Genomic DNA, 20108 nt, shown 5'->3' on the forward strand with positions numbered 1-20108 from the left:
ACCAGACCATGACCATTGACCCCTGCAACCTGCAACTGCTCTACCAGGGACGCAGCCCCAACTCCGGCGGCGACTACGGCCTCCTGCCGTACCGGCCAGGGCTGCTGACCCTGCAACGCTAGCGGCATGACGCGGCTCCGGTCCGACGGAGCTAGCGGACGGGCGGGCTCGGTCAGGCCGAGCCCGCCCGGACGTGGGCCCCGGTGGTTGGTCGTCGAATACGTTGCCGTGGACGTCGGTCAGGGCAGGATCTCGACGTACCCGCCGGTTCCGTGGACGCGGATCCGCTGCCCGTCCCGGATCTTCCGGGTAGCCCCATCGACGCCCACGACGGCCGGCAGACCGTACTCCCGGGCGATCACCGCGCCGTGGGTCATCAGGCCGCCCACCTCCGTCACCAGTCCTGTGACGGCGACGAACAGGGGCGTCCAGCTGGGATCCGTGTGAGCCGTGACGAGGATGTCCCCGGGCTCAAGATCGGCTCGGGCCATGTCCAGGATGATCCGGGCCCGCCCCTCGACGGTCCCGGCGGAAACCGGCAGCCCGACCAGGGCTCCGCTCGGCAGACCGTCGCGTCGGTACGCTCCAACGATGCTCTCACCGTCCGACGTGAGCACCCGAGGTGGCGTGAGCGTCTGGTACGACCGGAAGGTTTCCTTGCGCTGGCGGATGAGCCCGTCGTCCACCCGGCCGGTGCGAACGACATCATGGAACTCCTGGAACGTCAGGTAATGGACGTCCTCCTTCTCGCGGAGGACGTGGGTGTCTACGAGGCGGTCGGCCTCCGCCAGCAGGGCCTGCCGGTAAACGAGGTAACGGCTCACGATGCCGTACTTCGGGTACTCCCGGTACCCGATGAAGGTCCGTACCCGGTCGATCATCCACTTGGCCTCGCTGGCCTTGCGCTCCCCGTCCGGCAGGGCCCGCAGGCGCGTCAGCACCTCCCGCGCCTTCTTCTCCGCCTCCAGCCGTCCCTGCTCGAAGCGCCGCTTGGCGGCACCCGGCTCGAAATGCCTGACGTTGTCGAGGATCACGGGCACGAGAGTGGTGGGACGCTCGCTCCACCGCGGCCTGGTGATGTCGATCTCGCCGACACAACGCATGCCGTACCGGTCGAGGTAGGCCTCGATAGCCGCGCGCGCCTCGGTCCCGCCCGGGACCTTCGGCAGGTCGTCCAGGAAGTCCTCGTCGTCGACGTCACGCAGGAACGCCACCACCTCCGGATACGGCCGGATCACGTCGGCGACGTCGAGGAGCGCCAGTCCCATCTCCGAGGTGACGTTGCCGGGTGCGGACAGGGTGAGCGTGTCGGCCGCGTTCCTCTCGCCCAGCCACTCCTCCAACTTGTCGTTGAGCCACCAGGTGGCCTCCATCCCCGCCATGATCACCTGCATGCTCAGCGGATCAGTGAGAACCCGCTTGTGCTCCTCGAAGGCCGTCAGCAGGAAGTCGAACAACGCCGGCCCGGACACCGTCCGGGCATCGCGTCGCAGGGCGGCTATCGACGCCTGGCTGCGTTCGATCAGGTTCGTGACGATCGCCGGATCGGTCTCGATCGGGGCCGGTTGCCCGCCAGCGGGTGGCCCGCCGGGACCATCGTCCGGGATCGACCGGACGAAGTCACCACGGTCGAGGACGGTCTCCAGCGCGTCCCTCATCAGTGGGTCAGATCTCCCCACGAGCTCCAGGAGGCCGGCGCGGCTCGTCGGCGAGGCCAGCCGGGGCGTGGCGTCGACGAACAGCCGCCCGCCGGCCTCGTGCATCGGCGCCAGGGCCGTCAGCCGCCACATCGACAGCCCCAGGGGTCTCATGGCGTCGGTCATCATCTGCTGGTGTCCGACGGACAGGTACACGTGGTTCTCCCCGTCACCGCCCGCCGGCACGGGGAACAGTGTCGTGATCGGCCGGCTCTGGACAATCTGGAAGTCACCGTCGGCCAGGCACCATTCGATGTCCTGTGGACAGCCGAAGCGTGCTTCGATCCGTCGGCCGAGCGTCGCGAGTCGCACGACCTGCGCATCCGTCAGCGCGGGCTGCTCCTGCCGCGCCATGCCGACGGCCTGCTCCCGCGTTCCCCCTCCCGGCGAGGCGATAATGGCCCGTTGTTTGGTGGCGACCGCCCTGCCGACGACCTCGCCGTCGCGCACCGTGAACACGTCCGCGTTCACCACACCGGAGACCAGGGCCTCCCCGAGGCCGAAGCTGGCCTCCACGGAGGTGACCTTCCGGTTTCCCGTAGCGGGATCGGCGGTGAACAGGACGCCGGCGGCGTCGGGAAAGACCATCTGTTGCACGACCACGGCCATGTGGACCGTCCGGTGGTCGATGCCATTGCGCTGGCGGTAGGTAACGGCCCGCTCGGTGAACAGCGAGGCCCAGCACCTGCTGAGGCACTGGAGGACCGCGGCGGGGCCCACCACGTTCAGGTACGTGTCCTGCTGGCCCGCGAACGAGGCCGTCGGCATGTCCTCCGCCGTCGCGCTGGACCGGACCGCGTAGGCTGCCTGCTCGCCGAACTGGGTGAGTGCTCGGCCGATCGTCGCCGCGAGATCGTCAGGTATGGCGGTCCCTTCGATGACGCGGCGGATCTCCGCGCTGAGCGTCCGGATCTGCTCCCGGTCATCCGGGCGAAGGCGGGAGAGCCGATCGAGCCGATCGTCGATCGACGACGTTTCCTCCGTGATCCGCCGAAAGGCGTCCGTCGTAACGCAGAAGCCAGCCGGCACCCGGATGCCGTCGACGCGCGTCAGCGCCCCCAACTGCGCGCCCTTGCCGCCGACGACCGCGACCTGCGTCTCGTCGACCTCTCGTAGATCCAACACGTACCGCTTGATCACCGTGAACCCTCCGGGGCAGCCGTGGTCGTCAGCGCGACGACCATCGGCGTCCCGCGTTCCGCACCGACGGCGCGCCACCGCACCGATCGGCCCGTCAGCGGTCCGCGGTCGCGTCGTCTCCCGTATGTCAACAACAACACCCGCACGTCGTCCCCCCATTTTCTCGTCGGCGGCGAGTCCGGCCGACGATTCTGCGGCATAAGCGGGGTCTTGCCGCAAGCCCCCCGATGCGGTATACGTTAGAAGTGGCAAGAAGCGGAGCTTCTTGCCTTTGTCTTTGTGGCACGCCTTTGTTGCGTTTGTGGCACTGACCCCCGGAGTTGCGGCAGGGAGTGGTCCGCCGTGAAGCGTCCGCTCTCGTCCCGGCCGCAATGACCCCGCGTGATCGGGTTGCGCGAATGACGTTCCGCCGTTGTCGCGACGGGACGCGGCCAGCGGCGACAGCGGGGTCAGCGGTTGAGGTAGGCGGCCAGGCCGCCGAGTTCCTCGCTGGCGATGAACACCGACCGGACGTTGATGATGGCTTCCTCGACATGGGCGGGGCAGCCCCACGCCGCGTCTCCCCACGAGTCGGCGATCTTAATCTCGGCCGGTGCGGTGCAGCCCTGGGCGCCGCCGAGCTGACAGTGCTCGGGGTGCGGCGTGGCGGCCTGCGCCGCCGCGGCGGCGCGCATCCGGGCGGTGAGGTCGGCGGCGGCCGTGGCGCGCTGTTCGGCCTCGGCGCGTAGCTTCTGCTCGGCGCGTACCGCCTTGGTCAACTCCTCGTGAGCTGCCTTGGCGCGCGCTTCGGCGGCTGCTTTTGCCTGTTCGATGTGGTGGCGTTCGATGGCCAGGGCCGCGGTGCCGGTGAAGACACGGGTGAGCGCGAGATCGTTGTCCCGCGGCACGCGGGGGGTGCGGTGGTACATGGCGAAGGTGCCCAGCAGGCTGCCATCGCGGGCCAGGATCGGCGTGGACCAGCAGGCGGCCACGCCGGCCCGCTCGGCCAGGTCCCGGAAGTCGTTCCAGAACGGATCGGTGGCGATGTCGGTGACGACGACCGGTGCCCGCCGGTGTGCGGCGGTGCCGCAGGAGCCGACACCTTCTCCGGTGGCGATCCCGTCGATGGCCTGGTTGTAGAAGTCGGGCAGGCTGGGCGCGGCGCCGTGGCGCAGGTGTCCGCCGTCAGGGTCGGCGAGCAGGACGGATACGAGCACCTCCTGGGGGGCCAGATTCTCGATCCAGCGGGCCATTCCGTCGAGCACCTCGGCCAGTGGTGCCTGGCGGGCGATCTGCTCCAGCAGGGCGCGGTGTCCCGCCATCAGCCGCTGGGCATTCTTGACCTGGGTGGTCTCGACGCCGATCACGAGGATGCCGGTCACGTCGCCGTCGGCGTCTCGACGCGGCTCGTAGGTGAAGTCGAAGGACGCCTCCCGGCCGTGCGGTCCGGTGCCCAGCATGACGTGGACGTCGCGACCGGTTCGGGACTCCCCCGTGCGGTAGACCTGGTTCAGCAGCTCGATCAGGCCTTGACCGGCCAGCTCGGGCATCAATTCGGCAAGCGCGACCCCGTTGCGAACCCGTTCCTCGCCGACAATGGCGAGAAACGCCGGATTCGCCGTCTCCAGCAGGTGCGCCGGTCCCGTGAGCGATGCGAAAACGGCCATGGACTGCCCGAACAACGTCTGCAGGTCCTCGTCCGCCGCTGGCTCGGCGAGCGCCGGCTCCGCGGCAACCGACCGCTGACCTGATACCGCCGTCATGTGGTGGTCCGCCTTTCGTACGCGCCAGCCGGCAACGCTACCCCTCCCGCCGAGCCGTCCGTCTTCTTACCACCGCGCCCGTGCTCACCCGTCGGCCGTCGTGCCCGCTGTGGCCCTGGCGGCGATATAGACGGTGTTGGCGCTTGTGCCGCCGGTCAGATGGTTGTCGAAGGTGACGACGTGCGCCCGTACGGCAGCGAACACCTCGGTGAGCACGGCGGCGAACCGGTCGTCAGGCGGATCGTCCGACCAGAGCGCGAAAATTCCGCCCGGCCGGAGGTGCGCGGCGAGCCGGCGCAAGCCGGCCGAGGTGTAGAACGCCGCGTGGCTGGGGTGCAGGACGTGTCGCGGGGTGTGGTCGATGTCGACCAGTATCGCGTGGAACCGGCGACCGGGAGTCTGGGGATCAAGACCTGCGGATTCGTCCACCATGGCGAAGAAGTCACCCTGGACCAGACGGCAACGTGGGTCCCCGACGAGTCGGTCGGCCATGGGCAGCACGCCGCGCTGGTGCCAGGAGATCACCTCACCGAGCGCCTCGATCACCGTCAGAGTCCGTACCCGGGGGTCGTCGAGCACGGACGCGGCGGTGTATCCGAGGCCAAGGCCCCCGACGGCGACGTCCAGGTCGTCCTCGGACAGCTCGGCCAGCGCGAGTCGGGCGAGTTCGACCTCGGCCACCGTGAACAGGCTCGACATCAGGAACTCGTCGTCCAGCTTCACCTCGTAGACGTCGACCTTGAGGACGGGGTCCAACCGTCGACGCAGGCTGATGGCACCGATCGGGGTCTCCCGCCAATCGATCTCCTCGAACCGCCGACCCATCGTCTCTCCTCGCGTCTGCGGCGGGACACCTCGCAGCCGTTCCTGGCTGGCCCCCTCGGTTGCGGTGGACCATTCGTCGGCACCCCACCCGCCTCCCCGGCTTCTGACCACCTCGCCGGGCGACCGGCTGCCGTTCAGGCTAACCGCCCCTCGGCAGGGGTCGGCTCGGCGGCGAGAAACCGGACGTCCGGAATCCGGTATATCGCGGGTGTATCCAGTACCGCATACGCCACCGCAACGGCCCGTCTTCTCTCCTGGGGGGATGAAGCGGAGCGCATCGGGGCCAGCACCGCCTCGCCGTACGCGCGAGATGGTGCTCGTCGGTCTGGTGGCTCTCGGCCTGGCGGGGATGGCGTTCACCGTGCGGCGACCGCTCCTGATGTCGGCTCCGGCGTGCCTGGCCGGGCGGTGGCACGGTTGCTTCGACACGGAGAACGGTGTCCTGCTGATGATGCTGGTCGGGCTGCCGCTGGCCGCTCTGGTGGCGTGGGCTCTGGCACGCTACCGGCGTGCCGCCGGCGTCATGTCGCCGTGGCGGATGTCGCTGGCCGAGGTGGGCATGGTGTACGGGACGGCGCCGCTCGTGTGGCTGACCCTGATGCCGGGTCCGGGGGCCGGCGTCGTCCCCGGTCGGGTGAGCCTGCTCCCGTTACGAGACCTGGTGACGATGGGGCCGCTGGGGATCGGCGGCAACCTGCTGCTCTTCGCGGCGCTGGGGTTCTTCGCCCCGATCCGGTTCACGGCGGTGGCGTCCCTGCCGCGGATCCTGGCGCTCGGGGCGGGCTGCTCGGTCGTCATCGAGATCGCCCAGTACGTCCTGCGGCTGGACCGGGTGTCCTCCGTCGACGACGTCCTGGTGAACGCCGCTGGCGCGGCGCTGGCCGGACTTGCGTCGCGCCGCTGGTGGCGCGACCCGGACCAGTCACGCCGCGCCCCGGAACGGGTGCGCTGAGCCGGTGTCCCGCGGCGCATCCAGCAACGGGACCTGTGCCGACCCTTACCTCGACCGCGTGCCCAGCCCCACGGCGGTCTCCTCGTCACGGTCCGGCTTCCCGGCTCGCCGTAGGTGGTCTCCCGGCGGCTGGTGGTGCCGGGAGCCCCGGAACGCGGTGCGATGTGCCTCGATGACGCCGGTCAGCGGGCCTTCTTCGCTGCCCGCTTGCGGGGCGGCGTCAACAGTTCGGCGATCGCGGCGATGGCGGACGGCACCAGCCGGTAGTACGCCCAGACGCCACGCTTCTCACGCTCGATCAGGCCAGCCTCGGTGAGGATCCGGAGATGGTGACTCACGGTCGGCTGGGACAGTCCGAGCGGCGCGGTGAGGTCGCTCACGGACGCCTCTCCCGCGGGCGACGCCTGGATCAGGCTGAGCAGCCGCAACCGGGCCGGGTCAGCGAACGCCTTGAGCACTCCCGCCAGCCGCTCGGCGTCGGCACGCTTGATCGGCTCACCGGCAAGGGGCGAAATGACGGGCATCGTCGTCTTCACAGTTCCCACGCCTTGCATCGTTGCAGCAACACCCCCTGTCGGAGGTCAAAACGAGGGGTGGATCACCATGGATTCACGGAAGCCGCGCCGCTCGCCGAGGCCCGCAGAGGGTGGATGCCACGGGACCCCGCCCCGGCTACCCGGCTCGGAGGGTGAGCAGGGTGACCTCGCTCGGCGCGAAGATCCGAAACGGCGGGCCCCCAGAAACCGGTGCCTCGCATCCGGAGTGCCTTCGCTGACGGTATCTGAGCCCGGCGCGGGCAGGAACTGTCGGCGGGCTCCGTAGACTCCGACGGATGGACTCCCTCGCCGACGTGCGGACCGAGTCGCCCCTGGCGGTGCTCAGGCGGGTCTTCGGCTACGACGCTTTTCGGGGCGAGCAGCGGGAGATCATCGAGCACGTCGTCGCCGGCGGGGACGCTCTCGTGCTGATGCCCACCGGTGGGGGCAAATCGCTGTGCTACCAGATCCCGGCACTGGTGCGGCCCGGTGTCGCCGTCGTCGTGTCCCCGTTGATCGCGCTGATGCAGGACCAGGTCGACGCGTTGACCGCGGTCGGGGCGCGGGCCGGTTTCCTCAACTCGACGCAGGACCCGGCCGAACGTCGCCAGGTCGAGGCGGCGTTCGTCGCCGGCGAGATCGACCTGCTCTACCTGGCACCCGAGGCGTTGGGCAGCCGGTCCACCGTCAACCTGCTCGACCGGGGAACCATCGGGCTGTTCGCCATCGACGAGGCGCACTGCGTCGCGCAGTGGGGGCACGACTTCCGCCCCGACTACCTGGCACTGTCGATGCTGCACGAGCGCTGGCCGGACGTACCCCGGATCGCCCTGACCGCCACCGCGACCACCGCGACCGCCGCCGAGATCGCCACCCGGCTGGACCTGACGGCGGCCCGGCACTTCGTGGCCAGCTTCGACCGGCCCAACATCCAGTACCGCATCGTGCCGAAGCGGGAGCCGCGTAGGCAGCTGCTCGACCTGTTGCGCACCGAGCATCCTGGGGACGCCGGCATCGTGTACTGCCTGTCCCGGGCGTCCGTCGACAAGACCGCCGAGTTCCTGATGCGCAACGGCATCAGCGCGTTGCCCTACCACGCGGGCCTGGACGCGGCCACCCGCGCCGCCAACCAGCAACGGTTCCTGCGCGAGGACGGTCTGGTGATGGTGGCCACCATCGCCTTCGGAATGGGCATCGACAAGCCCGACGTTCGTTTCGTCGCCCACCTCGACCTGCCCAAGTCCGTCGAGGGCTACTACCAGGAGACCGGCCGCGCCGGCCGGGACGGGCTGCCGTCCACCGCCTGGCTGGCCTACGGTCTCCAGGACGTCGTACAGCAGCGCAAGATGATCCAGTCCTCGGACGGCGACCCGGGCCGCCGACGGGTGCTCGCCGCCCACCTGGACGCCATGCTCGCCCTCTGCGAGACCGTCGACTGCCGCCGGGTCCAGCTGTTGCGCTACTTCGGCCAGGACGGCTCCCCGTGCGGCAACTGCGACACCTGCCTCACCCCGCCGGAGTCCTGGGACGGCACCATCCCGGCGCAGAAACTGCTGTCGACCGTGCTGCGACTGCAGCGCGAACGCAATCAGAAGTTCGGCGTCGGGCAATGCGTCGACATCCTGCTCGGCCGGCACACCGACAAGGTCAAACAGTACGGCCACGACTCGCTCACCGTGTTCGGCATCGGCGGCGAGCTGTCCGAGGCCGAATGGCGTGGCGTGGTGCGGCAGCTACTCGCCCAGGGGCTGCTCGCGGTCGAGGGCGAATACGGCACGCTGGTGCTCACCGCGACCAGCACCGAGGTGCTGAGCCGCCGCCGTACGGTGTCGATGCGCCGCGAGCCCGAGCGGCCGACGTCCCCCTCCCGGACGGCGAAGGCCCGGTCCGCTGGCGGCACGGCCATCGAGTTGCCGGCCGGCGCCGAGCCGGTGTTCGAGCGGCTCCGCGCCTGGCGGGCCGCCACCGCCAAGGAGCAGGGCGTGCCGGCGTACGTGGTGTTCCACGACGCGACGTTGCGGCAGATCGCCGCCGACCCGCCGGCGACGCTGGCCGACCTGTCCCGGGTCAACGGGGTCGGAGAGAACAAGCTGGCCAGGTACGGCGAGCAACTCCTCGCCGCCCTCGCCGGCTGACCGTACCGGGACGGGCCGGCCGGTCATGACCGTGTCGGTAGTCCACCTCCCCAACCCTCGGTTGCCCCGCCATGGGTATAGTTTGGCCGACTCATGATCGACAACGCGGTCGAGCGTGGGGTTCCCACCTCGCCCACGTCCCGGTGCCTCGTCGCCACGCCTCGAAGCGTCCGGGCGGCTCGTGACCCGGAGGTTGATCCATGTCGAATATCGTCAAGGTGCACGGCCGGGAGATCCTCGACAGTCGAGGCAACCCCACCGTCGAGGTCGACATCGTCCTCGACGACGGTTCACTCGGGCGGGCGGCCGTGCCGTCAGGTGCATCCACCGGCACCCGGGAAGCGGTCGAGCGCCGCGACGGCGACCCGCGCCGCTACCACGGCAAGGGTGTACGGGCGGCGGTGGACGCCGTCAACGGTGAGATCACCGCCGCCGTCACCGGCCTGGACGCCGCCGGACAGTCGGCAGTCGACGAAACGCTCATCGCCCTCGACGGCACCGCGAACAAGTCCCGGCTGGGCGCGAACGCCACCCTCGGGGTCTCCCTCGCCGTGGCGAAGGCGGCAGCGGCTTCGGCCGGCCAGCCGCTGTACCGGTTCCTCGGCGGGGCCGACGCGACCCTGCTGCCCCTGCCACTGTTCAACATCATCAACGGCGGCGCGCACGCCGACAACCCGCTCGACTTCCAGGAGTTCATGATCGCGCCGGTCGGCGCCGAGACCCTCGCCGACGCGGTCCGGATGGGCTCGGAGGTCTTCCACACGCTGCGCGGGGCGCTGCGGGCAGCCGGCCACAACACAAACGTCGGCGACGAGGGCGGCTTCGCACCGAACCTGGCCACCGCCGAGGAAGTTCTCGCCTTCGTCGCCCAGGCGATCACCGACACGGGCTACACCCCCGGCACGGATATCGCGATCGCGCTCGACCCGGCCGCCTCCGAGTTCTACCACGACGGCTCCTACCACTACCGCGGCGAGGACCGCGTCCGCACCGTCGAGGAACATGTCGCCTACCTCGCCGCGCTTGTCGACGCGTACCCGATCGTCTCGATCGAGGACGGCGTCGCGCAGGACGACCTCGACGGGTGGAAGTCGATCACCGAGGGGCTGGGTAAGCGAGTCCAGCTCGTCGGCGACGATGTCTTCTGCACCAACGTGACGCTGCTGACCCAGGGCATCAAGGCGGGTATCGCGAACTCGATCCTGACCAAGGTCAACCAGATCGGCACCCTGTCGGAGATGCTGACGACTACCCGGACCGCGCACGAGGCGGGCTACAGCGTGGTGATGTCACACCGTTCCGGCGAGACCGAGGACACCACCATCGCCGACCTGGCCGTGGCGACCGGCTGCGGCCAGATCAAGACCGGGTCCCTGTCCCGCAGCGACCGCACCAGTAAATGGAACCAGCTCATCCGGATCGAGGAAGAACTGGGCTCCGCCGCCCGCTACGCCGGCCAGGCGACCCTGACCGGGCAGGCGGTGTCCTGAACGACCACCATCCTCGCCTACCGGACTCCGAACACCCGCCACGGGTCCGATAACAGACTGCGGAGGTCGCGGTGAACAGGGCATCCACCAGGCCGGTCCGCTCGCCGGAGCGGGTGGCCACGGGCAGCGACAACAGGCCGGTGCCGATGCCGACCGCGATGCCGAAACCGACCGCGATCACCTGCGCGGGATGCCGCAGCCGGCGGCTACGCCGCTGCCATGTCGGTGTCCGGCCTAGCACGCGCGGGACCCGCTGGCGCGCCGGCTACCTGCGGCACATGGCCGCGGCGCAGCCGTCGGGCAGGTCAGGGTCATGGACCGCAAGCTCTCACGGCATCATCGCCAGCGATGCGGGGACCGTGGTGGCCTGCAGCGATCCCGGGCGGCGTCACCTCACGTAGCGGCTGGCGGCCGTCGCGCGGAGGTCGCTTGCTGTGGCAGATCTCTATTGGCCTCGCGGATGGTCGTCGTCGTTCTGTGGCGCCGGGGTGTGGGGTGGGCGGCGAAGGGGTGTCCGGTTCAGCAGGCCCACCCCGGCGGCGACGGCGAGGATGATCGCTGCGACGGCGAGAACGACCAGGGCTGCGTACGCAAGGAGGTCCATGCTGGGTCCTGCCGTTTCATGGCTGGTAGCGGTAGCCCATGCCGGGTTCGGTGATGAGGTGGCGGGGGCGGGTGGGATCGGGTTCGAGTTTGCGGCGTAGCTGGGCCAGGTACTGGCGCAGGTAGCCGGTCTCGGTCTCGTACCCCGGGCCCCAGACATCGTGCAGAAGTTGGCGCTGGCTGATCAGCTTCCCGGGGCTGCGCAGCAGTGCTTCGAGGACGCTCCACTGGGTGGGGGTCAGTTTGATCACGGTGCCGTCGTCGTGGGTGACGGTGCGGGCGGCGAGGTCGACGGTGTGCCGGCCGAGCCTCGCGGTCGGGCTGGCCGGGTCGGTGCCGGTCGCGTGGCGGCGGGTGGCGGCGCGGATGCGGGCGAGGAGTTCGTCGACACCGAAGGGTTTGGTGACGTAGTCGTCGGCGCCGGCGTCGAGGGCGACGACTTTGTCGTCGCTGCCGGCGCGGCCGGAGAGCACGATAATCGGGACGGTGGTCCAGCCGCGCAGCCCACGAATGACGTCGACGCCATCGAGGTCGGGCAGTCCGAGGTCGAGCACGACGAGGTCGGGCGGGTGGCTCGCGGCGGCCTTGAGCGCGGCAGCACCGGTGGCGGCGACGTCGACGTCGTAGCCGCGGGCGCGTAGGTTGATGCGCAGGGCGCGCAGGATCTGGGGTTCGTCGTCGACGACGAGGATCCGGGTCATTCCCGCAGGCCTTCCGTGGGTACGGCCGGTGTGGCGGCGGGCAGTCGTAGCACCATGGTGAGTCCGCCGCCGGGGGTGGTCTCCGGGGTGATGCTGCCACCCATGGCCTCGGCGAGTCCGCGGGACAGGGCGAGGCCGAGGCCGACGCCGGTGGTGTTGTCGCGGTCGCCGAGGCGCTGGAACGGCAGGAAGACGTGGTCCCACTGGTCCTGCGGGATGCCGGGGCCGGTGTCGATGACGCGGAGTTCGACCTGGCCGGAGTGGGCGCTGGCGGTGATGGTAGGTGGTTGTCCGGGTGGGCTGTGGCGCAGGGCGTTGGCGACGAGGTTGACCAGGACGCGTTCCAGCAGGCCCGGGTCGGCGGTGGCGGCGGGCAGGTCGGCGGGGATGTCGGTGGTGACGTCGGCGGCTTGGGGGCCGAGTTCGTCCAGCGCTCGGGGTACGGCGTCCTCCAGGCCGATCGCGGTGGCGTTGATGCCCAGCGCCCCGGCCTGCAGGCGGCTCATGTCGAGCAGGTTGGCTACGAGGCGGCCGAGCCGGTCGAGGGACTCATCGGCGGTGGCCAGCAGTTCGTCCCGGTCCTCGGTGTCGAAGTCGATGTCGTGGCTGCGCAGGCTGGACACCGCGGCCTTCGCCGAGGCGAGGGGGGTGCGCAGGTCGTGGCTGACGGCGGCGAGCAGCGCGGTGCGCATCCGGTCGGCCTCGGCCAGGGGTCGGGCGGTGGCGGCCTCTTCGGCGAGGCGTTCCTGCCGGAGCGCGACGGCGGCTTGCGCGGCGAACGCCTCGACGATGCGCCGGTCGGCGGCTTCCAGCCGGCGGCCGGCGAGTACGACGGTGAGCCGGTCGTCGACAGGTACGGTCGTCTCGCCGGCGCTCGGGGTGCGGGCTGGTGCGTCGCCGACGCCGGCGACGACCCGCCAGGCGTCTTCCTCGCGGTCCCGACCCGGGCGTCCGGCCGCGTCGGTGGTCAGTTCCAGGACGCTTACCGCGCGCAGCGCGAAGGTCTCCCGGAGCCGTTCCAGCAGCGCCGGCAGGGGGCGTTGTCCGCGCAGGACGCTGCCGGCGACGGTGGCGAGGGTCTGCGCGTCGGCGGCTGCGCGGGCCGCGTCGCGGGTGCGCCGGGCGGCGATGTCGACCACCCAGCTCACCGCGACGGCGACGCCCACGAAGACGCCCAGCGCGAGCAGGTTGTCCGCCTCGGCGATGGTGAGCGTGTAGAAGGGTGGCGTGAAGAACCAGTTCAACAGCAGGGAACCGCCGAGCGCGGCGAGCAGGGCCGGCCAGAGCCCGCCGACGAGCGCGACACCGACGACAGCGGCGAGGAAGATCAGAATGTCGTTGGTGAGAGTGAGGTCGGGCAGTGCCTTCAGCACCAGGGTGAGCAGCGGCATTCCTAGCGCGGCGAGCGCGAAGCCGAACAGTCGGCGGCGCCGGGACAGCGCCGCCGGGACCGCGGCGCCGCGCCGGCCACGGCCGGCTTCGGCGTGGGTGACCAGGTGTACGTCGATGGCCCCGGACAGCGCGGTCGTGGTGACGCCGACGCCACGGGAGAACAGTTGGGCGAACCGGCCGCGGCGGCTGGCGCCGAGGACGAGTTGGGTGGCGTTGACGCCGCGGGCGAAGTCGAGCAGCGCGGCGGGGATGTCGGTGCCGAGGACCTGGTGGTAGGTGCCGCCGAGGCTCTCCACGAGCACCCGCTGCCGGGCGAGCTGGGCGGGGTCGGCGCCAGCCAGGCCGTCGCTTCGGGCGACGTGCACCGCGAGGAGGTCGGCGCCCTTGCTGCGTGCGGCGATGCGGGCCGCGCGCCGCACGAGTGTTTCACCCTCGGGTCCGCCGGTGAGGGCGACGACGACCCGTTCGCGGGCCTCCCAGGTGGCGGAGATGCCCTGCTGGGCCCGGTAGGCGTCGAGTTGCTCGTCGACCTTGTCGGCGAGCCAGAGCAGGGCCAGTTCGCGCAGGGCGGTGAGGTTGCCGATGCGGAAGTAGTTGCCGAGCGCGGCGTCGATCTTGTCGGGGCGGTAGATGTTGCCGTGGGCCATTCGCCGGCGCAGCGCCTCGGGGGTCATGTCGACCAGTTCGACCTGTCCGGCGGCGCGCACGACGGCGTCGGGGACGGTCTCCCGCTGGGTGGTGCCGGTGATCTGGGCGACGACGTCGTTGAGTGACTCCAGGTGCTGGATGTTGACCGTGGACAGGACGGTGATCCCGGCGTCGAGGAGTTCCTGGATGTCCTGCCAGCGCTTGTCGTTGCGGGAGCCGGGCACGTTGGTGTGGGCCAGTTCGTCGACCACGGCGACCTCGGGGCGGCGGGTGCGCACCGCATCGAGGTCCATCTCGGTGAACTCGGCGCCTCGGTAGGTGATCGTGCGCCGGGGCACCTGTTCCAGGTCACCGATCATCGCGGCGGTGTGCTGGCGGCCGTGGGTCTCGACGAACCCGATCACCACGTCGGTGCCGCGCTCGGCGCGCCGGTGAGCCTCCTCCAGCATGGCGTAGGTCTTACCGACGCCGGGCGCGGCACCGAGGTAGATGCGCAGTTCCCCTCGTGGCACAGCGGAATCCTCTCCAGGCGTGAGCGGCGGATCCGCGCCGGGCTGGGACACCAGTGGCGGCCCAGCCCCGCGCGGTCGTGTTCAGCGTGTCGGGAACTGTTCGTCCAACGCGAGGTTGAGCTCCAGAACGTTCACTCCCGGCGAACCCATGAAGCCGAGCGCCCGGCCGATGGTGTGCTCCTCGATCAGGCGCCGGACCGCCGCCGGGTCGGTGCCGCGCTCGCGGGCCACCCGCGCGACCTGGATTTTCGCGTACGCCGGGGAGATGTGCGGGTCGAGGCCGCTGCCGCTGGCGGTGACCGCGTCGGCGGGCACCTCGGGTTCGGCGGGGGCGTCGCCCCGGATCGGGACGATTGTCGCTCCGGCGGCGCGGTAGTCCTCGCCGGGGGTGGCGAGCTCGACCGGCACGTTCTCGTACTCGGCGAGGAAGGAGGTGGCGGGTGCGGTCTGGTTGACGCTTACCACCCGGGTGACCGGGCCGGTCAGCCCGTCGCGGCGGAACACCGCCAGCACCGCCCCCACCCCGTCGCTGGTGCAGTACGGGCGGCGTCCGTCGACGCCGTTCAGCTCGCCGATTGATCTGCTGCGGGCGCAGACCTGGGTCAGCAGGCTCTGCGTGGTGTCGTCGGGGTTGGTGGCGAGGGTGTCGATGATGTCCTCCGGGCCGAGGTTGCTGGCGCTGGTGGAGGTGGGGTCGTAACCGTCGCCGGCGGCGGAGGGGCGGGACTGGAAGTAGCGCTGGACCGGGTTGCCGTCGGCGTCGGTGAAGGACTGTCCGATGATCGCGCTGCCTACCGTTCGTCCGTCAACGGTCAGCAGCGAACCGTCGGCGTTGTCGGCGAGGCCGGGGATCCGACCGACGGCGACAAGGGCGAGCGGGTAGGCGAGGCCGAGCAGCACGGTGAAGACGAGCAGCGCGCGCAGTGCCGCGAGGTGTTGGGCGAGCCAGGTGGGTAGGCGCATCACGAGATCCCTGGGATGAGCTGGATGAGCAGGTCGATGAGCTTGATCCCGACGAACGGCACCACAATGCCGCCGAGGCCGTAGATCAGCAGGTTGCGGCTGAGTAGTTGGGACGCGACAGCGGGCCGGTAACGGACACCGCGCAGCGCCAGCGGGATCAGCGCGATGATCACGATCGCGTTGAAGATGACCGCGGACAGGATCGCCGACTCCGGGCTGGACAGCCGCATGACGTTCAACGTGTCCAGGCTCGGGTAGATGCCGGCGAACATGGCCGGGATGATCGCGAAGTACTTCGCGATGTCATTGGCGATCGAGAAGGTGGTCAGTGCGCCCCGAGTGATGAGCAACTGCTTGCCGATCTCCACGATCTCGATCAGCTTGGTCGGGTCGGAGTCGAGGTCGACCATGTTACCGGCCTCCTTCGCGGCCGACGTGCCGGTGTTCATGGCCACGCCGACGTCGGCCTGGGCCAGCGCGGGGGCATCGTTGGTGCCGTCGCCGGTCATCGCGACCAGCCGACCGCCCTCCTGCTCCTTGCGGATCAGGGCGAGCTTGTCCTCCGGAGTGGCCTCGGCGAGAAAGTCGTCCACGCCCGCCTCGTCGGCGATGGCCTTCGCGGTGCGCGGGTTGTCACCGGTGATCATCACCGTGCGGATGCCCATCGTCCGCATCTCGTCGAAGCGCTCCCGCATGCCGGCCTTCACCACGTCCTTGAGATGGATCACGCCCAGCGCACGGGCCGGTTCGCCGCCGAGGTGTTCGGCGACGACGAGGGGGGTGCCGCCGATGCCGCTTATCTCGTCGACGAGCTGGCCGACCTGCTCGGTGGGGTGGCCGCCGTTGTCGCGTACCCACTTCATCACCGCGGCGGCGGCGCCCTTGCGGATCCGCCGCACCGGCCCGGCCACGCCGCCGTCGACGGTCGCGTCCGGGGTCAGGTCGACGCCGCTCATTCGGGTCTGCGCCGTGAACGGCACGAACGTGGCGTGCGGGATCAGCCCCGGCTCTCGTTCCCGGAGACCGAACTCGTTCTTGGCCAGCACCACCACCGAGCGACCCTCTGGGGTCTCGTCGGCGAGGCTGGACAACTGCGCGGCGTCGGCGACGGTGGCCACGTCCACGCCCTCGATCGGCAGGAACTCGGCGGCCTGCCGGTTGCCCAGGGTGATGGTGCCGGTCTTGTCCAGCAGCAGGGTGTTGACGTCGCCGGCGGCCTCGACGGCACGACCGCTCATCGCCAGGACGTTGCGCTGCACGAGACGGTCCATCCCGGCGATGCCGATCGCCGACAGCAGCGCACCGATCGTGGTCGGGATCAGGCAGACCAGCAGCGACACCAGCACGATCCCGCTGACGCCGGCGTCGGTGATCGCCTGCGTGTCCGGCGCCGCGCCCTGGAAGTTCTTCGAGAAGATCGCGAGCGGCTGGAGGGTCACCACGGCCAGCAGAAAGATGATCGTGAGCGCGGCGAGCAGGATGTTCAGCGCGATCTCGTTCGGGGTCTTCTGCCGGTTGGCCCCCTCGACCAGGTTGATCATCCGGTCGATGAAGCTCTCCCCCGGCTTCTGCGTGATCAGCACGACGATCCGGTCGGAGAGCACCCTCGTGCCGCCGGTGACCGCGCTGCGGTCACCGCCGGACTCCCGGATCACCGGCGCGGACTCACCGGTGATGGCCGACTCGTCGACGCTGGCGATGCCCTCGACCACGTCCCCGTCGCCCGGGATGATCTCCCCGGCCTCGACCACGACGACATCACCCTGCCGCAGCTGCGGGGCGGGCACCGACTCGGTGCGGTAGGTGCCGGGAGCGGCGCCAGGGGTCCAGCCCAGGGCACGGGTGGCGACGGTGTCCGTCTTCGCCCGGCGCAGGGCGGCGGCCTGCGCCTTGCCCCGGCCCTCGGCCACCGCCTCGGCCACATTGGCGAAGATGACGGTCAGCCACAGCCAGACGGTGATCGCGAGCGCGAACACCGACGGGTCCGCGATGGTGAGAGCGGTGGTGAAAGCCGCGCCGATCTCGACGATCAGCATGACCGGGTTGCGCCACAGGGTGCGCGGGTCGAGCTTGCGCAGCGCGTCGGGCAGCGACCGGGCGAGCTGCCTCGGGTCGAGCAGTCCACCGCCCCGGTTTCCCTGGGTGGCGGGGGCGCCGGCGGTCGCCGCCTCGGCGGTGCCGTGCGGCGCCGGCGTGGAGGTGGTCATGTCGTTCTCTCTCATGGGTGTCACAGCCCCTCAGCCAGGGGGCCGAGCGCGAGGACGGGCAGGAAGGTCAGCGCCACCAGGATCACCGTGACGCCGACGACCATCCCGACGAACAGCGGCCGGTGGGTCGGCAGGGTGCCCTCGGAGGCGGGGGTGGGTTGCTGGCGCGCGAGGGAGCCGGCCAGGGCGAGCACCAGGATGATCGGCAGGAATCGGCCGAGCAGCATGCACAGGCCCAGCGCCGTGTTCCACCACGGCGTGCTCACGGTCAGGCCGGCGAAGGCGGAGCCGTTGTTGTTGCTGGCCGAGGTGAACGCGTACAGCACCTCGGACAGGCCGTGCGGGCCGACGTTGAGTGCGGTGGAGTTGTTGCCGGTGGCGAAGGCCGCCGCCGTGCCGACCAGCACCAGGGCCGGGGTGACCAGGAAGTACAGCGAGGCGAACTTGATCTCGCGGGAGCTGATCTTCTTGCCCACGTACTCCGGGGTCCGGCCGACCATCAGACCGGCCACGAACACGGTGATCACGGCGAGGATCAGCAGGCTGTACAGGCCGGCGCCGACGCCACCGGGGGCCACCTCGCCGAGCATCATGTTGATGATCGGCATCATCCCGCCCAGCGCGGTGTAGGAGTCGTGGAAGGAGTTGACCGCCCCGGTGGAGGTGAGCGTGGTCGAGGCGGCGAAGGTGGCCGAGTTCGACACGTCGAACCGGACCTCCTTGCCTTCCAGGGCCGCGCCGACCGCCTGCGGGACCGTGCCGTTGCCGGTCAGCTCGAAGATGTTGGTCAGGGTGATGCTGGCGATCGCCAGAACCGCCATGACGGCCACGACCGCGTAGCCCTGCCTGTTCTGCCCGACCATGCGGCCGAAGACCCGAGGCAGGCTGAACGGGATCAGCAGGAGCAGGAAGATCTCCAGCCAGTTCGTCCAGGTGGTCGGATTCTCGAACGGGTGGGCGCTGTTGACGTTGTAGAAGCCGCCACCGTTGGTGCCCAGCTCCTTGATCACCTCCTGGCTGGCCACCGGCCCGCCGGTGATGGTCTGGCTGCCACCGGTCAAGGTGGTGATCTCGGTGCCGGCCGACAGGTTCTGCACCGCGCCGCCGATCATCAACACGAGCGCCCCGAGCACCGAGATCGGCAGCAGGATCCGCAGCGTGATCCGGGTCAGGTCGACCCAGAAGTTGCCCAGCTCTCCGGTGCGGGCCCGGGCGAACCCTCGAACCAGCGCGACCGCGACCGCGATGCCGACGGCGGCGGAAACGAAGTTCTGCACCGCCAGGCCGGCCATCTGCACCAGGTGACCCATTGTCGACTCACCCGAGTACCACTGCCAGTTGGTGTTGGTCACGAAGGACACGGCGGTGTTCCACGCACCGTGGGTGATCACCGGGTCGAAGCCGAGCGAGAGCCACAGGTGGTTCTGCAGGCGCATGAACCCGTAGAGGAACAGGATCGACACGGCGGAGAAGGCCAGCACACCGCGGGCGTACACACCCCAGTTCTGCTCGGCGGCCGGGTTCACCCCGACCAGCCGGTAGACGACCTGCTCGACGCGCAAGTGCCGCTGCCCGGTCACCGTCCGGTGCAGGTAGTCACCGAACGGCCGGTGGACGGCGGCCAGCGCCACCACGAGGGAAAGGATGAAGAGCACGCCGGCTGTCGTCACGGTCATCAGAAACGCTCCGGGAACAGCAGGGCGACCACCAGGAACACGGCCAGGCCGATCGCCAGCACCAGACCGACGGCATTGACGGCGCTCACAGCTTCTCCACACCCCTCACCACGAGGGCGAGAGCCACGAACAGCCCCACCGTCAACACCACGAACACCACGTCAGACACGTCTGGCTCCTCGATCCGCAACGGTTCATCACGGCCTCCTGTCAGCCGCGCCGAGCAATCACAACGCCACCCACACCCCAACGACAGGGGCTATCACACGAACATCACGGGGACCCGGCGAATCTTTACGCCCTTTTCACGCCGCTCCCCGATCAGGTGACCCCGGCCACGCCAGCCCGTGCCGCTCCTTCAGGCGGCTCCAAGCGAGACCGAGGACGCGACTACGTCGTCCCGCCTCTTGAAGGCCTGTGGTGGGCCGAGGACATGGCCTCCTTCACAGCGGCGCGGGACAAGTCGCAATGGGACTGGACGCTGATGCTCATGGTCCCGGACTGGATCAACCAGGCCATGTTCATCACCGCTGTCGAGCAAGCCCGGGCAAACAACCAGCCGGCGCGTCTGGATGACGTCCGTCTTGAGACGCTGTCCGAGGGGCGGTGCATGCAGACGCTGCACGTCGGTTCCTTCGACGACGAAGCAGACGTGCTCTCGCAACTGCATCACGAGGTCATCCCCGACCAAGGTTTTCGCATGGTCGGCACTCACCACGAGATCTATCTCAGCGACTTCCGCAGGGTCGCACCCGACAAGCAGCGCACCATCCTCCGACAGCCGGTCACCACCTAGGCCGTGTGTCATAAGTGCCGCACGAGTCGTCGGAGCCAGATGTCGATCATGCTGATGGTGGCGGTGGCCTCGTACCGAACCGCGAGTTTGTCG

The 20108-nt window shown here is 70.0% G+C and carries 14 protein-coding genes and 1 pseudogene; 4 read left to right on the plus strand and 11 right to left on the minus strand.

Going from position 1 to position 20108, the window contains the following annotated elements:
- Positions 1-239: 239 nt before the first annotated feature.
- The 3 genes from rph to ACFQUZ_RS31870 form a co-directional block, all read right to left on the minus strand.
- Complete coding sequence (gene rph / locus ACFQUZ_RS31860) at positions 240-2837, minus strand: rifamycin-inactivating phosphotransferase (protein ID WP_377448931.1); 2598 nt, start codon at positions 2835-2837, stop codon at positions 240-242.
- Between the two features lie 449 nt (positions 2838-3286).
- Positions 3287-4579, minus strand: a complete 1293-nt coding sequence (locus ACFQUZ_RS31865) for a GAF domain-containing protein (protein WP_377448933.1) — start codon at positions 4577-4579, stop codon at positions 3287-3289.
- An 84-nt stretch (positions 4580-4663) separates the two neighbouring features.
- Entirely contained in the window at positions 4664-5404 is a 741-nt protein-coding gene (locus tag ACFQUZ_RS31870; RefSeq protein ID WP_377448935.1) for a spermidine synthase, read from the minus strand.
- A gap of 262 nt (positions 5405-5666) precedes the next feature.
- Between ACFQUZ_RS31870 and ACFQUZ_RS31875 the strand changes: the two genes are divergently transcribed.
- Complete coding sequence (locus ACFQUZ_RS31875) at positions 5667-6356, plus strand: VanZ family protein (RefSeq protein ID WP_377448937.1); 690 nt, start codon at positions 5667-5669, stop codon at positions 6354-6356.
- 182 nt (positions 6357-6538) lie between these two features.
- On the opposite strand, the gene ACFQUZ_RS31880 is transcribed toward ACFQUZ_RS31875, so the two are convergent.
- Positions 6539-6910, minus strand: coding sequence for an ArsR/SmtB family transcription factor (locus ACFQUZ_RS31880; protein WP_377448939.1), 372 nt, complete (start codon positions 6908-6910; stop codon positions 6539-6541).
- A gap of 278 nt (positions 6911-7188) precedes the next feature.
- On the opposite strand from ACFQUZ_RS31880, the gene recQ reads away from it, so the two are divergent.
- A complete protein-coding gene (gene recQ / locus ACFQUZ_RS31885) occupies positions 7189-9027 on the plus strand; it encodes a DNA helicase RecQ (RefSeq protein WP_377448941.1) in 1839 nt (612 codons plus the stop codon).
- A gap of 200 nt (positions 9028-9227) precedes the next feature.
- On the plus strand, positions 9228-10517 hold the full coding sequence (eno, locus tag ACFQUZ_RS31890) for a phosphopyruvate hydratase (RefSeq protein ID WP_377448943.1): 1290 nt from the start codon (positions 9228-9230) through the stop codon (positions 10515-10517).
- 445 nt (positions 10518-10962) lie between these two features.
- Here eno and ACFQUZ_RS31895 read toward each other — a convergent pair whose 3' ends face one another.
- The 7 genes from ACFQUZ_RS31895 to kdpF form a co-directional block, all read right to left on the minus strand.
- On the minus strand, positions 10963-11121 hold the full coding sequence (locus ACFQUZ_RS31895) for a hypothetical protein (protein WP_377448945.1): 159 nt from the start codon (positions 11119-11121) through the stop codon (positions 10963-10965).
- Positions 11122-11137: 16 nt separating this feature from the next.
- Positions 11138-11821, minus strand: coding sequence for a response regulator (locus ACFQUZ_RS31900; RefSeq protein ID WP_377448947.1), 684 nt, complete (start codon positions 11819-11821; stop codon positions 11138-11140).
- Entirely contained in the window at positions 11818-14373 is a 2556-nt protein-coding gene (locus tag ACFQUZ_RS31905) for a DUF4118 domain-containing protein (protein WP_377448949.1), read from the minus strand. Before ACFQUZ_RS31905 ends, ACFQUZ_RS31900 begins: the two co-directional genes overlap by 4 nt.
- Positions 14374-14454: 81 nt before the next feature.
- A complete protein-coding gene (locus ACFQUZ_RS31910; protein WP_377448951.1) occupies positions 14455-15336 on the minus strand; it encodes a potassium-transporting ATPase subunit C in 882 nt (293 codons plus the stop codon).
- The gene (gene kdpB, locus ACFQUZ_RS31915; protein ID WP_377448956.1) at positions 15336-17543 is read right to left on the minus strand and encodes a potassium-transporting ATPase subunit KdpB; all 2208 of its coding nucleotides are present in this window, start codon (positions 17541-17543) and stop codon (positions 15336-15338) included. Before kdpB ends, ACFQUZ_RS31910 begins: the two co-directional genes overlap by 1 nt.
- A gap of 20 nt (positions 17544-17563) precedes the next feature.
- Entirely contained in the window at positions 17564-19219 is a 1656-nt protein-coding gene (gene kdpA, locus ACFQUZ_RS31920; protein ID WP_377448953.1) for a potassium-transporting ATPase subunit KdpA, read from the minus strand.
- Positions 19219-19308: a K(+)-transporting ATPase subunit F gene (gene kdpF / locus ACFQUZ_RS31925; RefSeq protein ID WP_074475088.1), complete on the minus strand. Its 90-nt coding sequence runs from the start codon at positions 19306-19308 to the stop codon at positions 19219-19221. Before kdpF ends, kdpA begins: the two co-directional genes overlap by 1 nt.
- Before the next feature lie 275 nt (positions 19309-19583).
- On the opposite strand from kdpF, the pseudogene ACFQUZ_RS31930 reads away from it, so the two are divergent.
- Positions 19584-20015: pseudogene (locus tag ACFQUZ_RS31930) on the plus strand (GyrI-like domain-containing protein); the annotation flags it as partial.
- Between the last annotated feature and the right edge of the window lie 93 nt (positions 20016-20108).

The organism is Plantactinospora sp. GCM10030261 (assembly GCF_042666615.1).
In the GTDB taxonomy this organism is placed as follows: domain Bacteria; phylum Actinomycetota; class Actinomycetes; order Mycobacteriales; family Micromonosporaceae; genus KBS50.